Raw genomic sequence first — 15,263 nt, forward strand, 5'->3', positions numbered from 1 at the left:
GTTCTTCCGGATACTCCGCTAAATTACCCCATGGCTAAAATCCCTACTATTGATCGCCGTCAGTTAATCCAATACGGCGGAGCTTTTCTCGGCACTAGCTTGATGGCCGCCATACTGGGCAATCAAATGGCTGGTAACCCGGCCGCCCAGGCCCAGTCTGCTAACCAAACGCCCCAGCAACTGTTAACGCAATTGATGGAAGGCAATGGACGTTTTGCCGCACAAAAAAGGGTTAAGGCCAACCAAGACCTCTATCGTCTTGCAGAAGTGGCCCAAGGTCAAAGTCCCTTTGCTGCTATCCTCAGTTGTGCCGATTCCCGAGTACCGCCGGAGATTATCTTTGATCAGGGTTTAGGGGATTTGTTCATCTGTCGCATTGCCGGCAACATCGCCACTCCTCAGGAAGTGGGAAGTTTGGAATTTGGCACCTTGGTTTTGGGGGCAAAGGTGTTGATGGTGTTGGGACACCAAGGCTGTGGTGCCGTTAAAGCGGCCATAGATGGGGGAGAATTACCGGGACAAATTGCCAGTGTGATCGAAAAAATTGACATCGGCTCCGTTATCGATGACAGCAGTAATTCCGCCAGCGTCGTCATGGCCACTAAAGCCAATGTTAAACATCAAATGGCCGTACTTGAGCAATCTCCGGTGCTGGGCCAGCTAATAGCTGAAGAAAAACTAGTGTTAGTGGGAGCTTACTACAACCTTGATTCTGGCACTGTGACCCTGTTGTAGTTCAATCAATCAAAACATCCTCACCGAAATCGATTTGGTTGGCTTCCCATTCCACATTGGGCATGGACTCAAAGGCTTGGCGCACATAGGATTCCCACAGACTACGCATTTTAGCGAGGTAGGGATCCCCCAGGCGCAGTTGCAGAGTGTGGCGCACAGAGAAATGATTGGCCTCCACCATGGTCAGATTGATGGGGGGCCCAACGGAAATATTCGACTTCATAGTGGAGTCAATGGAAAGCAAGGCACATTTGGCCATGGCTTCCAGGGGAGTGTCATAGGTGATGGTGCGGTCCAGCAATGGTTTGCCGTACTTAGTTTCGCCAATTTGTAGGAAGGGAGTTTCCCTGGTGGCTTGGATGAAATTGCCTTGGGGGTAAATTAAGTACAATTCCTGGTGGGGTTCTCCCTTAATTTGTCCACCCAAGAGAAAATTACACTGAAAATCAATGCCATCTTTTTCCAGCCAGGGTCGGTCTTTTTCCTGCATTTCCCGCACCTTACTACCGATGTAGGTGGCAACCTCGTGCATAGTGGCAATGTTATGGAGATGTTCACCGTCGTCCCGCTGAATGTCCCGGTCAATCTGATGGAGTACCGCCTGGGTAATGGCTAAGTTGCCGGAGGTGCAAAGAATTAAAATCCGATCGCCGGGGACGGAATAATCAAATAATTTCTTGTAAGCGGAAGTGTAATCCACTCCAGCATTGGTGCGGGAATCTGCCCCCATGACCATACCAAAACGATTAATTAAACCCAAACAATAGGTCATAGCCAAAGTGTAATGATTTCAAGATTTCAATTGAAAGTAAGACAATTTTGCAACCAAGCGACAATTTCCCCCGCCGTAGTTTGGGATTCCCGCAACTGGAAATAGGGCAACACCGCAGTTTTTGGAGCCGGTGCAATACCCAAAATGGCGATCGGGCCATGGAAGGTGGCCAACTGCTGCCAGAGTTGTTCTAGGTCTAGGGGAGAGGGGCTGAACTGTTCAAATAACAACAGCAGGGGATGGGCTTGCTTGCGTTGTAGTTGATGCCAGTAGAACCGTAGCTTGGACAAGTTATCTGGGATAGCTCCATCAAATTCGGGACAATTTTGGTCAAGCATTTGATCGTAGATATCTACACTGGGATTATCCAAACTCAAAAATTGACTAGTATCAATCCAAATTACCTGACAACCATTCAGGGGAGCATTTTCCCCCTGCAAAGTTTGTGCCAAGGAGTAACGGAAAAAAGATCTTTGTTTAGAATTTTTCCCAGGAATACTGGTGCCGGAAACCGACAGGGGAGTTTGATGCCATGCTTGGTAAAAATCAGCATAGGTCATTTGTTGGGCACAGTACCAAAAAATTTGCCAATGGTCCCCCGAGTTTTCCCCCTGGGACTTGGCACATAGCTCCCGTAACTGATCGACCACCGTGGATAGCAACTTACGGGGCACAACCTTAATCAAGGCCTGGGTCGCATCCTGACGGACTCGATCTTCAGAATTTTCTAGCAGTAACCCCACCAGAGCTTGGGCCACCTCTCGATTGTTGGAGCCAATTTGAGCCAGGGTTTTCACCACCCCCCGGAGAATTTCCCCCTCGGTATTGGTGCCAACAACGCGGATCAGGGCAGCCAACACGGCGGGATTATTTTTTCCCACTAGAGCTAAATCTTGAGCGGCAGCTAGACGGATGCTTTCGTTATCGCTATTTTGCAGGAGATTAATCAGGGCCATGAGGGCAGAAAGATTGCCGGGATCAATGGTGGCTAAACTGGCGGCCGCTTGTCGTTGACCGTAGGCATCCTCCTTGTTACGCAATAGACGGAGAAGGGTATTAATGGCGATGGGATGGCCCGGGTCAAGGCGCCCCAAAATTTCGGCCCAAATTTGTAGATGCTCGCTGGTTGCCGTGTTTTCCAACAGATACACCAGGGATGGCAAAATACTGACGTTGTGGGGATCGACCTTCAGCAGAGCTTGGATGGTTTCATTGAGCAACCAGTCCCCTTCTTCACTGCGGGGTTGGGCCACGGCCCTTTCCACTAGGGTGGTTAGGGTGGCGATCGCCGTAGAATCTTCCTGGCCAATTTTGGCAAAGCTACTGACAATCAACCAACGGACAAAAACATCCTCCTCCGCCATTAGTAGATCTGCTAGGCTGGCCACCACCGGGGGCGATGGCACCCCCACTTCCCCCAAACTATAGATAGCCTGTTTTCGTAAAGGTAGGGGTTGATCTGCTTGGATATGCCGTTGTAAAACCACTAGGGCCGTAGGGTTTCCAGGGTCTATTCTTTCGAGACTTTCGGCCATCTGACAAAGAAATGCTCCGGGGGGATAAAGTCTAAGTTTTTGTAGCACACGGGCAATGACTAGGCTCTGGTTTTTGCCCACCACCTCCAAACATTGCAATACCTGACGATGGTGCAGCACCGATAATTTCGGGGAAAGTAAATCCAACAGAGCTTTAATCACTAACAAGTTGCCCCCGCCGCAATGGGCTAAGGTCTGGAGAGCTAAGCTGTAATCTTTTTGATCTGGGCGCAAGGCTGCCAAGAAAGTAGCGACCCCAGGGGAACTGGCAGGATCAATTAAAATCAGTGCCGAGGCAATGGCAAAGCGCAAACTAGACTGTCCGTGGAGGGCTAACTGTTGCTCTAAAACCCCGATCGCCTGGGGAAATCCCTGGCCCCACTGCCCTAGCCATTGACAACATTGGCCATATACTCGGTCATCTTCGGTGGTTTGCAGAATTTTGAGTAGGGCTTGGACCACCGGCGGACGGTGAGTTTCAGCCAAAAGCTCCGTAGCCCATTTTTGTTGGTTGCTATTACCTCCCACTGGGGTTAAACCTTGGGCTAATAATCTGGCCACAATCTCATCGGACTGGGCCAGGTCGGGGCATTCCCGCAGGGCCAGGGCCGCACTCTCCAAAGCCCTGAGTCCGTAGAAATTTTCCGGGCTACAACGGTCATCAAACTCTAACATTGCCTGGAGAAAAGCCTGTTTATTGGCTAGGCTGATATCTTCCCGTCCCCACCAAAAGGTCAATACACCCTGCCACTCCGGGGCGAAAATACGATACTGATGCCGATAAATATCGAGGAAAAAGTGCCAATCGGAGATTGCCAAGGCGGCAAAATAATCCCGAAAAGTATCATCGGCAAAGCCATAACCTCTTTCCCAAACGCCTTTACGCACAGCGGTCTTGGGCATCAGCCAGCCCAATTGCAACGCCGAACGCAACAGGGGGGAATCCTTGCCAAAAATTTTTTCTACTTCCGCCAGGGATAGGGGGCGATGGTCAGCTTGATTTTCTCCTAGCATTTGCTTAGCCAATTGCCCCAACAGTTGGGCCAACTCCTCTTGCTGGCCTGGTTTGCTGGAAGCCCACTCGCTCTGCCACAGGTAAAAAGCCTGAGTTAATTTGCGGAACAAAGCTCCACTGCTAACCGGAAAATCCCTCGGTTGATCCCGCCAAAAACGACAGCACAGCATTAAGTGCCGGGGCCGGAGCAAATAGGGCCGTAAATGACTCAGCAAAGGATTGGCCAACGCTTCCTTGAGATTGGTGGCTAGGGCATTGGGTTGGCCTTGGTTTTCCGATTGAGCCGGGCGATCGGCAGTGAAATAATCTTCAATGGCAATTTCCACATCCCTGGGATAGAGTAACGGCTCCAACTGATAACGGGTAAAACCGGCCAGTCCCCGGGGATCATTGCGCCTAGTATCTGGACGACAACTCAATAGCACTGGCGTCGTGGGCACTTCGGCCAAGCTATCCTTGAGCCAAGTTAGGCTTCCTTGGGCCGCAGACATTTGCTCTGGGTCGGTAAAGGTGTAATCAACTCCGTCTAGCACCAACCAAAACTGCCCCGCCTGGAGCCCCTGCTGTAAACTATCTCGCCAGGTCGTCGGGGAAATTTCCCCATTGAGGGTCATGGCTTCCTGTAACCAAGGGCCAAACAAATAATCTTTGATGCTCCGGTGTTTAAAGCGGGAGGGGTTAAGCCAGATGGGTAAGCAATGGGCTCGGCCCTCTTGGTGGCGTTGCCATAGACCCTGGGCAAAATGTTGTAAGAAAATTGTTTTTCCAGATCCCGCTTCCCCCACAATGGCTAAGTAACGGCTTTTTTCTCCTCCTTCGGCGATCGGAGTTAATAAACTGTCCAAAAATTCCAGGGGCCCATAGCTAATCTGGATGTTTTGTCCACTGGTCGCTTCGCTGGCAATGACCTTAAGGGAACGGGGAATGCGACCGGGTTTTTTCACAACGAATTCCGGCTGGGTTTGCACTGAAGTGCAGGGGAGGGCCCGGTAGAGCAATTGTTGACACACCGCAGGCCAGTCGGGGATGATCTGGTAAATTTCCTGGTTATTTCCTTGACTGTGGTGATTGTTCGCTGTCCCTGAAAGGCTGGAGGAGTGGACCATGGTAGTTGCCAACAAGGTGGGGAGGAAGCAAAGATTAGGGGCGATCGCCAGGGATTAAATTAAAAGTAAGATAAATTCCCTTTGGCATTCACTGTACCAAATCTACCTCCCTCCCAACCGTTGACTGGGGAAAATTGCCGGCGAATTTGGATTTCCGCCAACCATATAGTTCGTTTTAACTGCAGAGGCAGGCCATGATTGCGACCATCGGGTTGGAGTTCTTTTCGTTGGGCTGGCCAGGGGTCAGCGGGCACCAATGGAAGCTTGAAAGGCTGGCCGTTGCACCAAGCCCTGGACGTAGGCCGCCACCGCAGGATAGCCATCAAAGTTAAGTTTGAGCATGATGGGCACATAGGCCAAAATTGACCCCACCGCCACATCCACCACCGAAAATTTTTCTCCGAGGATAAATGGCGATCGCCCTAAAATTTCCTCCAAAGACTGCAACAGTCGGGGCATTTCCTTTTCCCGCACCGCTTCAATAAATAGACCATTGGCCAGGGTGGAATTGGCGAACAGGAGCCATTGGTTAACCACCGCTCTGGTTTGGATATCGGCGGGGATGGTACTGGCTTTTTCGGCTAAATAAAGCAAAATTGCGCCGGATTCCCAAAGGTAAAAGTCTCCATCGGCGATCGCCGGCACCTTACCAAAGGGATTAATGGCTAGGTAGGGAGCTTGGCGATGTTCCCCTTCCTTGAGGTTAACGTTAACGAATTCGTAGGGCAGGGATAATTCTTCCAAGTACCACTGGATAATGGAGGCTCGACTTTGGGGGGCACCGTATAGTTTGATCATGGTTTTTTCTCCGAGTTGATGCTGTTTAATCCTAGACCTAGATGTTGTAATGGCTTGGGAAACCGATACCCAGCAGAGTTTTGCAAAAAAGTTGATCGCCCTACGGAAGATTAAAAACCACCATATCCCGTCCCACCACCGGCGATCGGGCAATGAGATCTCCCCTTAGATCGTAAATCCATAGCCGTTGGAAGGAAAGCTTTTGGGCCCTCTGCCATAGGGCATCAAGGAGGGTTTGTTGCTGTTTGGGGGACAATTCTTGCCATGAATCCCCCACTGTCAAAGTCAAACGGCTGGCCAAAAAGTTTGGTTCAATGCGTTCCATCAACTGGGGCGGATAAAGTCCCTCTAAATCCACCAATTCCCGCTGGATCACCGCCAATAAACTCTGCTCCGGGGTTAGGGGGGCCAGGGGCAGGGGAGAAATGGCCACGGGAGCCGGAGGAGAGGGGGCTTCCAACACAGAAGGCAAACCAGTGTCTTTAGCTGAATCCGTTCCTTCTCCGGGCGTTACCCCAGGGCTTGCTGGTGCAGAATCGGCGATCGGGGCTGTCACTGGAGGTTGCTCTGACTCCGGTAGTAGGGCAGTCACCTTGGCCCATTGGGCCACCAACTGGTCCCAAAGGGGGGGCACATTAATGGCGGGAACCCCGATCCAGAGCACAACCCCCACCAAGATTCCTAACAACGCAGTGGCCAGGGTGGCTAAAATACTAAATTTTGCTTTCTTAGCCGGTTTAACAGACGGGTTCGGGGCGGGAGATGTAGTGGTCTGGTCGGCGATGGCATCGGCAAAAAAGTCATCCCATTGCTCCGTTTGGCGATCGCCAGGGAGGGGCCCTGATTGCAGAGGAGGGGGGGCAGAACTAGGGGTATTACTGACTAACACTGCCAATCGACTGGCCGTAGCTTGGAGGCGGTCAACGGCAGCCCGGGGAAGCTGGACGCTCTGTTGGGGATTAGCCTGTAACTTTTGGATTACTTGTTCAAGTTGCCCCAGGGTAGCTTCTAGTTGGGATGCGAGGGAGGGATCTGATGGAGAAAATCGATCAGCCATGGAGATGTTTGCAAATACTGGGCAAAGAGCTCAGGACAACCCTGGGGATAAAGTGATTGATGCCAGTTAACACTAAACGGTCAACCAAGGGAGGATAGGCCCTAAAACTTGGATTCCAGGGATTTCAGATATTCCGTGTTGACGCCGGACTCCCGCACCAACGCAATTTTGCCCGTTCGAGCCACCTCTTTAATGCCGAACTTGGCCAACATCTGGAGGATTGCCACCATTTTACCTGGGTCACCCACCACTTCGATGGTGACAGTGTCTTCAGAAATATCCACAATGCGGGCCCGGAATACCTGGGCCAGTTCAATTACCTCCGCTCGATTGGGGGCATTGGCACTCACCTTGACTAACATCAATTCCCGTTCCACACAGGGGGTTTCGGTGATGTCCTGCACTTTGATTACATTAACCAACTTGTAAAGTTGCTTGGTTAGTTGTTCGATGGTGTTCTCATCCCCTGGCACCACCATGGTGATGCGGGAAACGTCCCCCTGTTCCGCCGATCCCACTGCCAAGCTCTCAATGTTAAAACCACGACGGGCAAATAGTCCGGCAATGCGGGTTAGAACTCCAGCTTCATCTTCAACTAAAACAGAGAGGGTGTGTTTCATGGGGGGCAAATAAGGCAATCGCCGGTGGCCATTGGGGGAAAATTCCACCGGTCTGGGTCAAGGCCCAGTCGTGCAAAGTTAGTGAAATTTGTCGATAAATCCAGCCTTTTATCCTACCACGACCGCCGGACAACCTTGCATTTTGCAAAATTCCTCACTAGAGTTAGGTTGGCTGGGCATGTAGTCCGTTGAACCTTAGTTTTAATTTCTTTGCCTCTGGGACCAAATTCCGGCCTAATTGTGGTCACCGACAAAGGTATGTGGCTAGGCTCTACCACCGTAACAGCCCTTGAGTTGACCGAAAACTCCAACAAATAGGCTTACTTCAAACTACCCACCTCACCTAATTTGGCTTAGCCAATCCTTCGATATTTATCCACCATGAGTGATTTACCCACCTCGGAAGCACCAGAACTTACTAATCCGTCCCCGGCGGAACCATCACCAACCTACGTTAAGTTGGCCATGCGTAATATGGTGCGTAAAAAGGGCAAATCCCTGACCCATTTCTTTCTGTCCGCCAGTGCCCTCCTCGGAGTGCTGGTGGGGATTTCCTACCTAACTCGCTAAGGCCATGGCCCCTACCTCCCTCAACCAGATTGCGGTGGAACTAAGCCTACAAACTGATCTAACTGGTTCTGCCATGGCTGGCCCGTGGGTAGAAGATTTATTGGCCAATCCCTGGCAAGGGTGGTGTCAACATTGGCTAGATTGTCTGGCCGAGGCTTTGCCCCCCGCCCCCAGCTACGAACTCACCTTACTATTCACTGGTGATCGCCGTATCCAACAGTTAAATCGGCAATTTCGTCACCAGGATAAGCCCACCGATGTGTTAGCTTTTGCGGCCCTGGAAGTGGATTTCCCCTTAACAGAATCTGAAGAAATGGAGGAACCCCTTTATTTGGGTGATATAGTAATTTCCCTAGAACGGGCTGACCATCAAGCCAGGGAACGGGGCCATAGTACCAAATTAGAAGTCGTGTGGTTAACAGCCCACGGCCTACTCCATCTCCTCGGTTGGGATCACCCCGACGAAGCCTCCCTCACCACCATGTTGTCCCAGCAATCCCATTTGTTAAACTTAATCGGCCAGCATCCTCCCCTATTCGTCTAGAAACTTGTAACCCAGGTTACATAGGAGAATTGTCCTGTCGACTACACTGCTCGGAGTCGTAGCCAATGAAATCGGTATATCCCATGTCTTCCCCATCCTCGGCGGTTTTTGCTGATCAGGGTTTATCCGGCAAGGCTAAGCAGACCCAGTCCCCTCCTCCTCCCTTGGCATTGGTGGTGCCTGCCCCCAAGCCCGCTGCTAAAAAGCCGTTGAGAAAAAATGCCTGGCAGGTAGCCCCTAATCTGTTGGTAAGTTTTCGTTACGCTTGGGCCGGCGTTAGTTATGCCTTTGCCACCCAACGGAATTTTCGTATTCACACTTTCACAGGCACAGTGGTAATCACAGCTAGCTTTCTGTTGCAATTAGCCCCGATCGCCGTGGCGGTACTGGCCCTGACTTCCTGCCTAGTAATGATTTTGGAGTTGTTAAACACAGCCTTAGAATCGGTGGTGGATTTGACGGTGGGGCAGTCTTACCATGAGCTAGCTAAAATTGCCAAGGATTGTGCGGCCGGAGCAGTATTATTAGCGGCGATCGCCGCAGTGATAGTGGGGGGCTGTTTATTATTACCACCACTGCTATCCTTGATGGTCTAATCTAATCCCCATCCACATTTGACCGCAAAGGAGCATTCCAGTTGATTCTGGTTATAGATAACTACGACAGTTTTACCTACAACCTCGTTCAGTATTTAGGCGAATTGGGGCAGAAGTATGCCGTGGCCGAAGATCTACGGGTGTATCGCAACGATCAAATTAGCCTCGAAGAAGTTAAATCCCTCCAGCCCGATGCCATTGTCATTTCCCCCGGCCCTGGCCGTCCCGACGATGCAGGTATTTCCCTCCAATTAATCGAAAAGCTGAGCGTCTCCACGCCAATTTTAGGAGTTTGCCTGGGGCACCAGAGCATTGGGCAAGTATTTGGGGGTAAGGTGGTGGCCGCCCCAGAATTGATGCACGGCAAAACTTCCCAGATTTATCATCAACAACAGGGCATTTTTGCTGGACTGACCAGTCCTGTGCAAGCAACCCGTTACCATAGTTTGATTGTTGAGCGGGAGAGCTTACCGGAGTGCTTGGAGGTGACGGCGTGGTTAGCCGATGGCATGGTGATGGCTTTTCGACATCGGGATTATCCCCATGTGCAGAGCGTGCAATTCCACCCGGAAAGCATTCTGACCAAGGAAGGTAAACAAATGTTGGAAAACTTTCTCCAGAGTCTGGGCTAAAAAAATCTCCGCTTTAGAGGCACCCCCGCCATTCCGTGGCATTCCTAGCCCCAAGGGTGATAGGCTGGGTCAGTGTTTTTGGGTACGCTAGTCAACCTTTGAGTCATTTATGTCTGACACACAAAATACCGGCCAAAATCAAGCCAAGGCTCGGCAGTTACTGGGCATGAAAGGGGCCGCCCCAGGGGAAAGTTCCATTTGGAAAATTCGGCTCCAGTTGATGAAGCCCATCACTTGGATTCCCCTGATCTGGGGGGTGGTCTGTGGGGCCGCTTCGTCGGGGGGCTACATCTGGTCAGTGGAGGATTTTCTCAAAGCCCTCACCTGTATGTTGCTATCAGGCCCGTTAATGACCGGCTACACCCAAACCCTCAATGATTTTTACGACCGGGACATCGACGCCATCAATGAACCATACCGACCCATTCCTTCCGGGGCCATTTCTGTGCCCCAGGTGGTGGCGCAAATTTTAATCCTGTTGGTGGCGGGCATTGGTGTTGCCTACGGCTTGGATGTCTGGGCTCAGCATGATTTTCCCATCATGACGGTACTGACCCTGGGGGGAGCATTTATTGCCTATATTTACTCCGCGCCGCCGTTGAAGCTCAAACAAAACGGTTGGTTGGGAAACTATGCCCTGGGGGCTAGCTACATTGCCCTACCGTGGTGGGCCGGCCATGCTCTGTTTGGCACCCTCAACTCCACCATTATGGTCTTGACCCTAATTTATAGCTTGGCTGGTTTGGGCATTGCGGTGGTTAACGATTTCAAAAGTGTGGAAGGCGATCGCCAATTGGGGCTAAAGTCCTTGCCGGTGATGTTTGGCATCGGGACGGCGGCCTGGATCTGTGTGATCATGATCGACGTTTTCCAAGCGGGCATTGCGGGATACCTGATTTACGTTCACCAACAGCTTTACGCCACCATTGTGTTGCTATTGCTCATTCCCCAGATAACTTTCCAGGATATGTATTTTCTCCGTAATCCCCTGGAAAATGATGTCAAATACCAAGCCAGTGCCCAGCCATTCCTAGTTTTTGGTATGTTAGCCACTGGCCTAGCCCTGGGCCATGCAGGGATTTGAACTCTCTAACTCAAAGATTAAATCACGCTCAAAAAGCGTGCAATTCCAAGCCCAGGAAGCTAGCAAAAAAGTAGACCGGGCTTGGTTTTTCTATTCAATGGGGGAAATGATTGGTAAATTATCCCCTGGAGATCGCCTTCCTAAAACCTAAAGGGGATCAACCCGCACCACATTGGTTTGGTCAATGTTGAACCATTCCTGCAGTAGGTCATGGTTTTCCGTGCTGGAAATCACCTCGTCCACAAACCTTTTCCAGTCCCGGTCTCCCTGGGGCAGAATGCAAGCATAGAGTTCCGTGGTAATGGGTTGATAGGGCCCCAAAGCGTAATCAGCGGGGTCTTTACCCTGTTTCAGCAGTTCCCCCACCAATAAAATGCCGTCACTGACAACGGCGGTTACCTGCCCCTTATCCAATTGGGCAATGCCTTCCTCACGGTCTTTCACAGCTACCCACTGGGCTAGGGGATAAATCTGGGGAATAATGTCGAAGGTGGTGGTGTTTTCAATGTAGGCAATGGGAATCCCCTCCAGGGTGCCATTGATATTAAAACCATTCACACTGGGCTGTTTCATTAAAAACTTGGCCCCAGAAATAAAAAATGGCGCTGAAAAATCCACCAACTCCAAGCGGTCTTGGGTAATGGTGGTGGCTTCGCAAACTATATCTAATTCCCCACTGGCGATCGCCTGAAAACGATCCTGGAGGGTAACTGTATCTAAATCAACGGTGATGGTCTTGCCTGTCTCTGCCGCTAACTTCAGACCAATTAAGGCAATTAAATCAACTCCATAACCCTCTATGTCCCCATTGGCCAGTTGAAAACCAAACGGCACCGCATCGATGCGGGTTCCAGCCCGTAATTCCCCTGTGCGGGCCACCCTCTCCAACACCGTTTCCGCCTGCACCGGGGCGATCACCGCTAGGCCAGTGGTAAAGGTCAAAGCTAACCAAGTAACAGCACTTTTGAGCAACATAAATTTCAATCCTTAAATTTGTTTTACTTCACCAAGGGTTTATCCAGGCTCAGGGTAGCGCAATTAGTTTGCTTGGGCCCAGAAAAAATGCCCTAGGGGATTGAAAAAATGTTTTAGCAGAGCATAATCCCAGACAATGTAGGCGGAGAAGTCAGTTTTAAAAAGTGTTTTTATGCAACTTTGCCAATACTTCATAGGCTTTAAAATCCCCCGCCCGGCGTAAAAATCTCAGACGATTTTCAATTAGCAGTTTGGCGTCCGCCCTGGTAATCGGTTCGAACTGGGTATTGTTCGGCGTAGTTTTCACCAAAAAAAATAACCTTTGGGCATAAAGGGTAGTAAAAATTTCCTGATTATCATCCAAAAAACAGATCTGATACAAAAGCCCGAAGGTCGGATGGTTAAGGTAAATTTCGTTACTCATTGAGATCGGGGAGTTAGGGCAAGGACAAATTGCCAACCGAGATGGCTGTCACTGGCTAGAGAGTAATCTTACCCCGTCCTGTCTCTCCTTAAGCCCTTAGGCTCAATCAATTTCAAATTTGCTGTAGTTTTTGATACCAGGCAAACCTCCACATTCAGGGGCGGGGGGGTAAAGGACGCACTTCCTCCTGTCCCTTAAAATACAAAGGATCTTGATTGGGGTCTGACGCTGGCACCAAAGGCTTCATACTGCGGATTGCCCCTAGGGCCTCTTTAATCATCACCGCCGAAGGCACGGCAACTATCACCCCTAGCAGACCACCGATTCTGGCTCCGGTTAACAGGGAAATCAGAACCCAAAAGGGATTTAGCCCCGTCACACTCCCCAATACCCTAGGGGCAATGCCATTTTCCACAATTTGCTGAATTACCAAGGCCACCGCCAGCAGTTGCAATGCCATGCCAATGTCCCGCAGGGCCACCAAAAAAGTGACCAACACAATGCCAACGGAGCCACCAAAGGGAATCAGGGCCATCACCCCCACCGTGAGGCCAAATAGTAAGCCAAAAGGAACTTTGAGCAATAAAAAGCCAGAAATCAGTCCCAGGGCCATGCAAGTGGCGGAGACCAATTGACCGAGAAAATAGTTTTGGAAACTACGGCGCAGGGTATCGGAAAAAGGTTTTTGGAAACGCTTCGGCAACCAACCAATGATGCTTTGCCAAACGTCGTCAGTGTGGAGGAGCAAATAAAAGGTCAAAATTATCGTCAATAGCACGTCCAGCAAACGCACCACGGTGAAGACAGTCAGGCTCAGGGCTAAGTTGAGAGTGCTACCAGCCAGATTTTGTAACTCAGCGGCTAGGCGGCTATTAATTTGGGGAATGAGACCGTCAAAGTTAACCGGCCATCCAAGAATTTCTGCTTTTTGATCCAACAATACCAATTGTTTTTGCCCCGAATCGAGCCAATCCGGTAGGCGGGCCACCAGTTGTTGGGCCTGGGACAGGGCCAGGGGAATGAGGGTTACCCCCAGGGCAGTGAAAATGATTAGGGCAGTGAGGAAGACAAAACTGGCTGCCACAAAGCGTTTTGCCCCCTGTTTTTCTAGCCACGCCACTGGGTAATTGAGTAAAAAGGCGATGACGGAGGCAATTAGGCTGATGACAAAAAGGGATTCAAAATAGCCAAAAATGGAGGATAGGGCCCTGGCATTGAGCACCATCAGGGGCGCTCCCAGCACCAACACCAAGAGGCGGGTGATGGGGTTGAGGGAATTCCACCATTTGAACAGCCAATTTTGCGGCGGGGGACTGGGATGATTGTTGGCTGGTTCTGTCATAGTTGGCGATCTCGCAGAGAGCCTCGACCCAGTGGGTCGTAGGAGTGTCAAATCTTTAAGGTCTGGGGCCATTTAGCTTTGATTATTTCCCTCAATCTGGAGTGACAAAATTCTTGCCATTGGGGAGAGCATCGCCAGAAAAGGGTAGCTGAGCCCCCACAGGACAGGGAAAGCCCCAACAAAATAAAGGTGACTGGGGTAATGACCCCAATACTGAACCAAGAAGCAACGTGGAGCACCATTACGCCACAGGCGGCTAGGGTGGCAAAGTAGGTAGTATTAACTGACCAGCGGGGTCGGTCTAGGGCAATTAGAACGGCGCAAATGGTGGCGCAGAGTAAAATTGACGGTACCAGGGCGGCGCAAATGCCAACGCACTGGCCCCGGGAAAAATCAGCTAACCAAGTAATCAAATTCATACTCTCAAAAATAAATATTTCAGCGGCGATCGCCCATAAGACCGTGCCGCCCATTATATAGCAACAGCCCAGGGAGGGTGTGCCCGTAGACCGCTGGCAACCCAGAACTGCAAACTTAAAACGTTTAAGGTGGTTTTTGCTATGGTTGACGAGAAGGGCAAGGAGAAATTGGGTCGCCATTCTTCAGCTCAGCTCTCGACAAATTTTCAACTTTGTTCAACCCCGTAACCCTCCATGGATACAAACGACTGGCTAAAACAACTCTTGATGATCGGTGTGGGCACTACCACCCTAGTGGCGGAAAAACTCAGCGATGTGAGTGACCAATGGGTGAAGGAAGGCAAAATTAACGCCGACCAGGCCACCGCTTTTGTGGACGACTTGATGGGCCAAATCAAAAGCGAACAGGGACAAATTGAAGCAAACTTAGAAAGACAACTGCGCAATATGCTCCAGGATTTGGGACTACCCCGTCAGTCGGAAATGGACGAGTTGCGGGGAAGGATTGATCGTCTGGAGCGACAAATCCGTGACTTGGAAAATCAACGTTGGCGTTAACCCTGGGCGGGAACTATCTGCCCGGCTGGACAGCGGCAAAACCATGGCACGGTAGAGTTTATGGAGAATAGGGAACTCGAATCCCTGACCTCTGCGGTGCGATCGCAGCGCTCTACCAACTGAGCTAATTCCCCGAACTGACCCCCCATTTTAACACTCGATGTTGCTGTTCGTTATCTGTTTTAACTTTGGCCTAGCCCTGGGCAATATCTTCCTCGCAATTAGGCTTTATTTTGTCTATCGACAGTTACAGCGGCTCACCAAGCGCCTAGACCATTGGGAAAGCTGTTGCCATAACCTTTTTGCTCCGGCCCCTGCCCTGTTGAGCAATCTGGCCCAAAAAAACCGACAGTTACGGCAGCAGTACAATCTTTTGCTAAAGCGTTGGTCTGTAATCAAAGGGGTGCTACAAATTTGGCAGTTAGCCAGTCAGGGTCGCTGGTGGGCTAACTTGGTCAATGATTAGGAAAAAGTTTTATAA

The 15,263-nt window shown here is 50.6% G+C and carries 17 protein-coding genes and 1 tRNA gene; 8 read left to right on the plus strand and 10 right to left on the minus strand.

All coding sequences use genetic code 11. The features are described 5' to 3' along the window. The first annotated feature begins 30 nt into the window (after positions 1 to 30). Positions 31 to 735, plus strand: a complete 705-nt coding sequence (locus tag IQE94_RS00285; RefSeq protein ID WP_223342464.1) for a carbonic anhydrase — start codon at positions 31 to 33, stop codon at positions 733 to 735. Position 736: 1 nt separating this feature from the next. Here the strand turns inward: IQE94_RS00285 and IQE94_RS00290 are convergent, their stop codons facing one another. The 5 genes from IQE94_RS00290 to ilvN form a co-directional block, all read right to left on the minus strand. Beyond that, complete coding sequence (locus tag IQE94_RS00290; protein ID WP_212721469.1) at positions 737 to 1,507, minus strand: peptidase; 771 nt, start codon at positions 1,505 to 1,507, stop codon at positions 737 to 739. Positions 1,508 to 1,533: 26 nt separating this feature from the next. Beyond that, positions 1,534 to 5,163: a HEAT repeat domain-containing protein gene (locus IQE94_RS00295; protein ID WP_223342465.1), complete on the minus strand. Its 3,630-nt coding sequence runs from the start codon at positions 5,161 to 5,163 to the stop codon at positions 1,534 to 1,536. Positions 5,164 to 5,406: 243 nt separating this feature from the next. Further along, positions 5,407 to 5,961: a glutathione S-transferase family protein gene (locus tag IQE94_RS00300; RefSeq protein WP_212721487.1), complete on the minus strand. Its 555-nt coding sequence runs from the start codon at positions 5,959 to 5,961 to the stop codon at positions 5,407 to 5,409. A 100-nt stretch (positions 5,962 to 6,061) separates the two neighbouring features. Beyond that, entirely contained in the window at positions 6,062 to 7,018 is a 957-nt protein-coding gene (locus IQE94_RS00305; protein ID WP_223342466.1) for a hypothetical protein, read from the minus strand. A gap of 101 nt (positions 7,019 to 7,119) precedes the next feature. Beyond that, positions 7,120 to 7,638, minus strand: a complete 519-nt coding sequence (gene ilvN, locus IQE94_RS00310; protein ID WP_014407139.1) for an acetolactate synthase small subunit — start codon at positions 7,636 to 7,638, stop codon at positions 7,120 to 7,122. A gap of 381 nt (positions 7,639 to 8,019) precedes the next feature. On the opposite strand from ilvN, the gene IQE94_RS00315 reads away from it, so the two are divergent. The 5 genes from IQE94_RS00315 (at position 8,020) to chlG (ending at position 11,064) form a co-directional block, all read left to right on the plus strand. Continuing rightward, positions 8,020 to 8,208 (plus strand): DUF3285 domain-containing protein, encoded by a 189-nt coding sequence (locus IQE94_RS00315; RefSeq protein ID WP_212721492.1) that lies wholly within the window; start codon positions 8,020 to 8,022, stop codon positions 8,206 to 8,208. A 4-nt stretch (positions 8,209 to 8,212) separates the two neighbouring features. Next, positions 8,213 to 8,752 (plus strand): rRNA maturation RNase YbeY, encoded by a 540-nt coding sequence (gene ybeY / locus IQE94_RS00320; RefSeq protein WP_212721504.1) that lies wholly within the window; start codon positions 8,213 to 8,215, stop codon positions 8,750 to 8,752. 65 nt (positions 8,753 to 8,817) lie between these two features. Continuing rightward, a complete protein-coding gene (locus IQE94_RS00325) occupies positions 8,818 to 9,348 on the plus strand; it encodes a diacylglycerol kinase (RefSeq protein WP_212721507.1) in 531 nt (176 codons plus the stop codon). 41 nt (positions 9,349 to 9,389) lie between these two features. Then, positions 9,390 to 9,980 carry an aminodeoxychorismate/anthranilate synthase component II gene (locus IQE94_RS00330; protein WP_212721508.1) on the plus strand — a complete coding sequence of 197 codons (591 nt, stop codon included), beginning with the start codon at positions 9,390 to 9,392 and terminating at the stop codon, positions 9,978 to 9,980. Positions 9,981 to 10,089: 109 nt separating this feature from the next. Continuing rightward, on the plus strand, positions 10,090 to 11,064 hold the full coding sequence (gene chlG / locus IQE94_RS00335) for a chlorophyll synthase ChlG (RefSeq protein WP_212721510.1): 975 nt from the start codon (positions 10,090 to 10,092) through the stop codon (positions 11,062 to 11,064). 147 nt (positions 11,065 to 11,211) lie between these two features. Here the strand turns inward: chlG and IQE94_RS00340 are convergent, their stop codons facing one another. The 4 genes from IQE94_RS00340 to IQE94_RS00355 form a co-directional block, all read right to left on the minus strand. Next, the gene (locus tag IQE94_RS00340) at positions 11,212 to 12,039 is read right to left on the minus strand and encodes an amino acid ABC transporter substrate-binding protein (RefSeq protein ID WP_212721512.1); all 828 of its coding nucleotides are present in this window, start codon (positions 12,037 to 12,039) and stop codon (positions 11,212 to 11,214) included. A 157-nt stretch (positions 12,040 to 12,196) separates the two neighbouring features. Then, the gene (gene pipX / locus IQE94_RS00345; protein ID WP_212721515.1) at positions 12,197 to 12,463 is read right to left on the minus strand and encodes a transcriptional coactivator PipX; all 267 of its coding nucleotides are present in this window, start codon (positions 12,461 to 12,463) and stop codon (positions 12,197 to 12,199) included. 154 nt (positions 12,464 to 12,617) lie between these two features. Next, positions 12,618 to 13,805, minus strand: coding sequence for an AI-2E family transporter (locus IQE94_RS00350; RefSeq protein ID WP_212721517.1), 1,188 nt, complete (start codon positions 13,803 to 13,805; stop codon positions 12,618 to 12,620). Between the two features lie 47 nt (positions 13,806 to 13,852). Next, on the minus strand, positions 13,853 to 14,278 hold the full coding sequence (locus IQE94_RS00355; protein WP_212721519.1) for a hypothetical protein: 426 nt from the start codon (positions 14,276 to 14,278) through the stop codon (positions 13,853 to 13,855). A 180-nt stretch (positions 14,279 to 14,458) separates the two neighbouring features. Here IQE94_RS00355 and IQE94_RS00360 point away from each other — a divergent pair, with 180 nt between their 5' ends. Further along, positions 14,459 to 14,782: a phasin family protein gene (locus tag IQE94_RS00360; RefSeq protein ID WP_194018135.1), complete on the plus strand. Its 324-nt coding sequence runs from the start codon at positions 14,459 to 14,461 to the stop codon at positions 14,780 to 14,782. Between the two features lie 61 nt (positions 14,783 to 14,843). Here IQE94_RS00360 and IQE94_RS00365 read toward each other — a convergent pair. Beyond that, positions 14,844 to 14,916, minus strand: a tRNA-Ala gene (locus IQE94_RS00365). Between the two features lie 26 nt (positions 14,917 to 14,942). Here IQE94_RS00365 and IQE94_RS00370 point away from each other — a divergent pair. Further along, positions 14,943 to 15,248, plus strand: a complete 306-nt coding sequence (locus IQE94_RS00370) for a hypothetical protein (RefSeq protein WP_212721521.1) — start codon at positions 14,943 to 14,945, stop codon at positions 15,246 to 15,248. Positions 15,249 to 15,263 lie beyond the last annotated feature (15 nt).

Origin of the sequence: Synechocystis sp. PCC 7339, assembly GCF_019924095.1 — a bacterium.
In the GTDB taxonomy this organism is placed as follows: Bacteria; Cyanobacteriota; Cyanobacteriia; order Cyanobacteriales; family Microcystaceae; genus Synechocystis.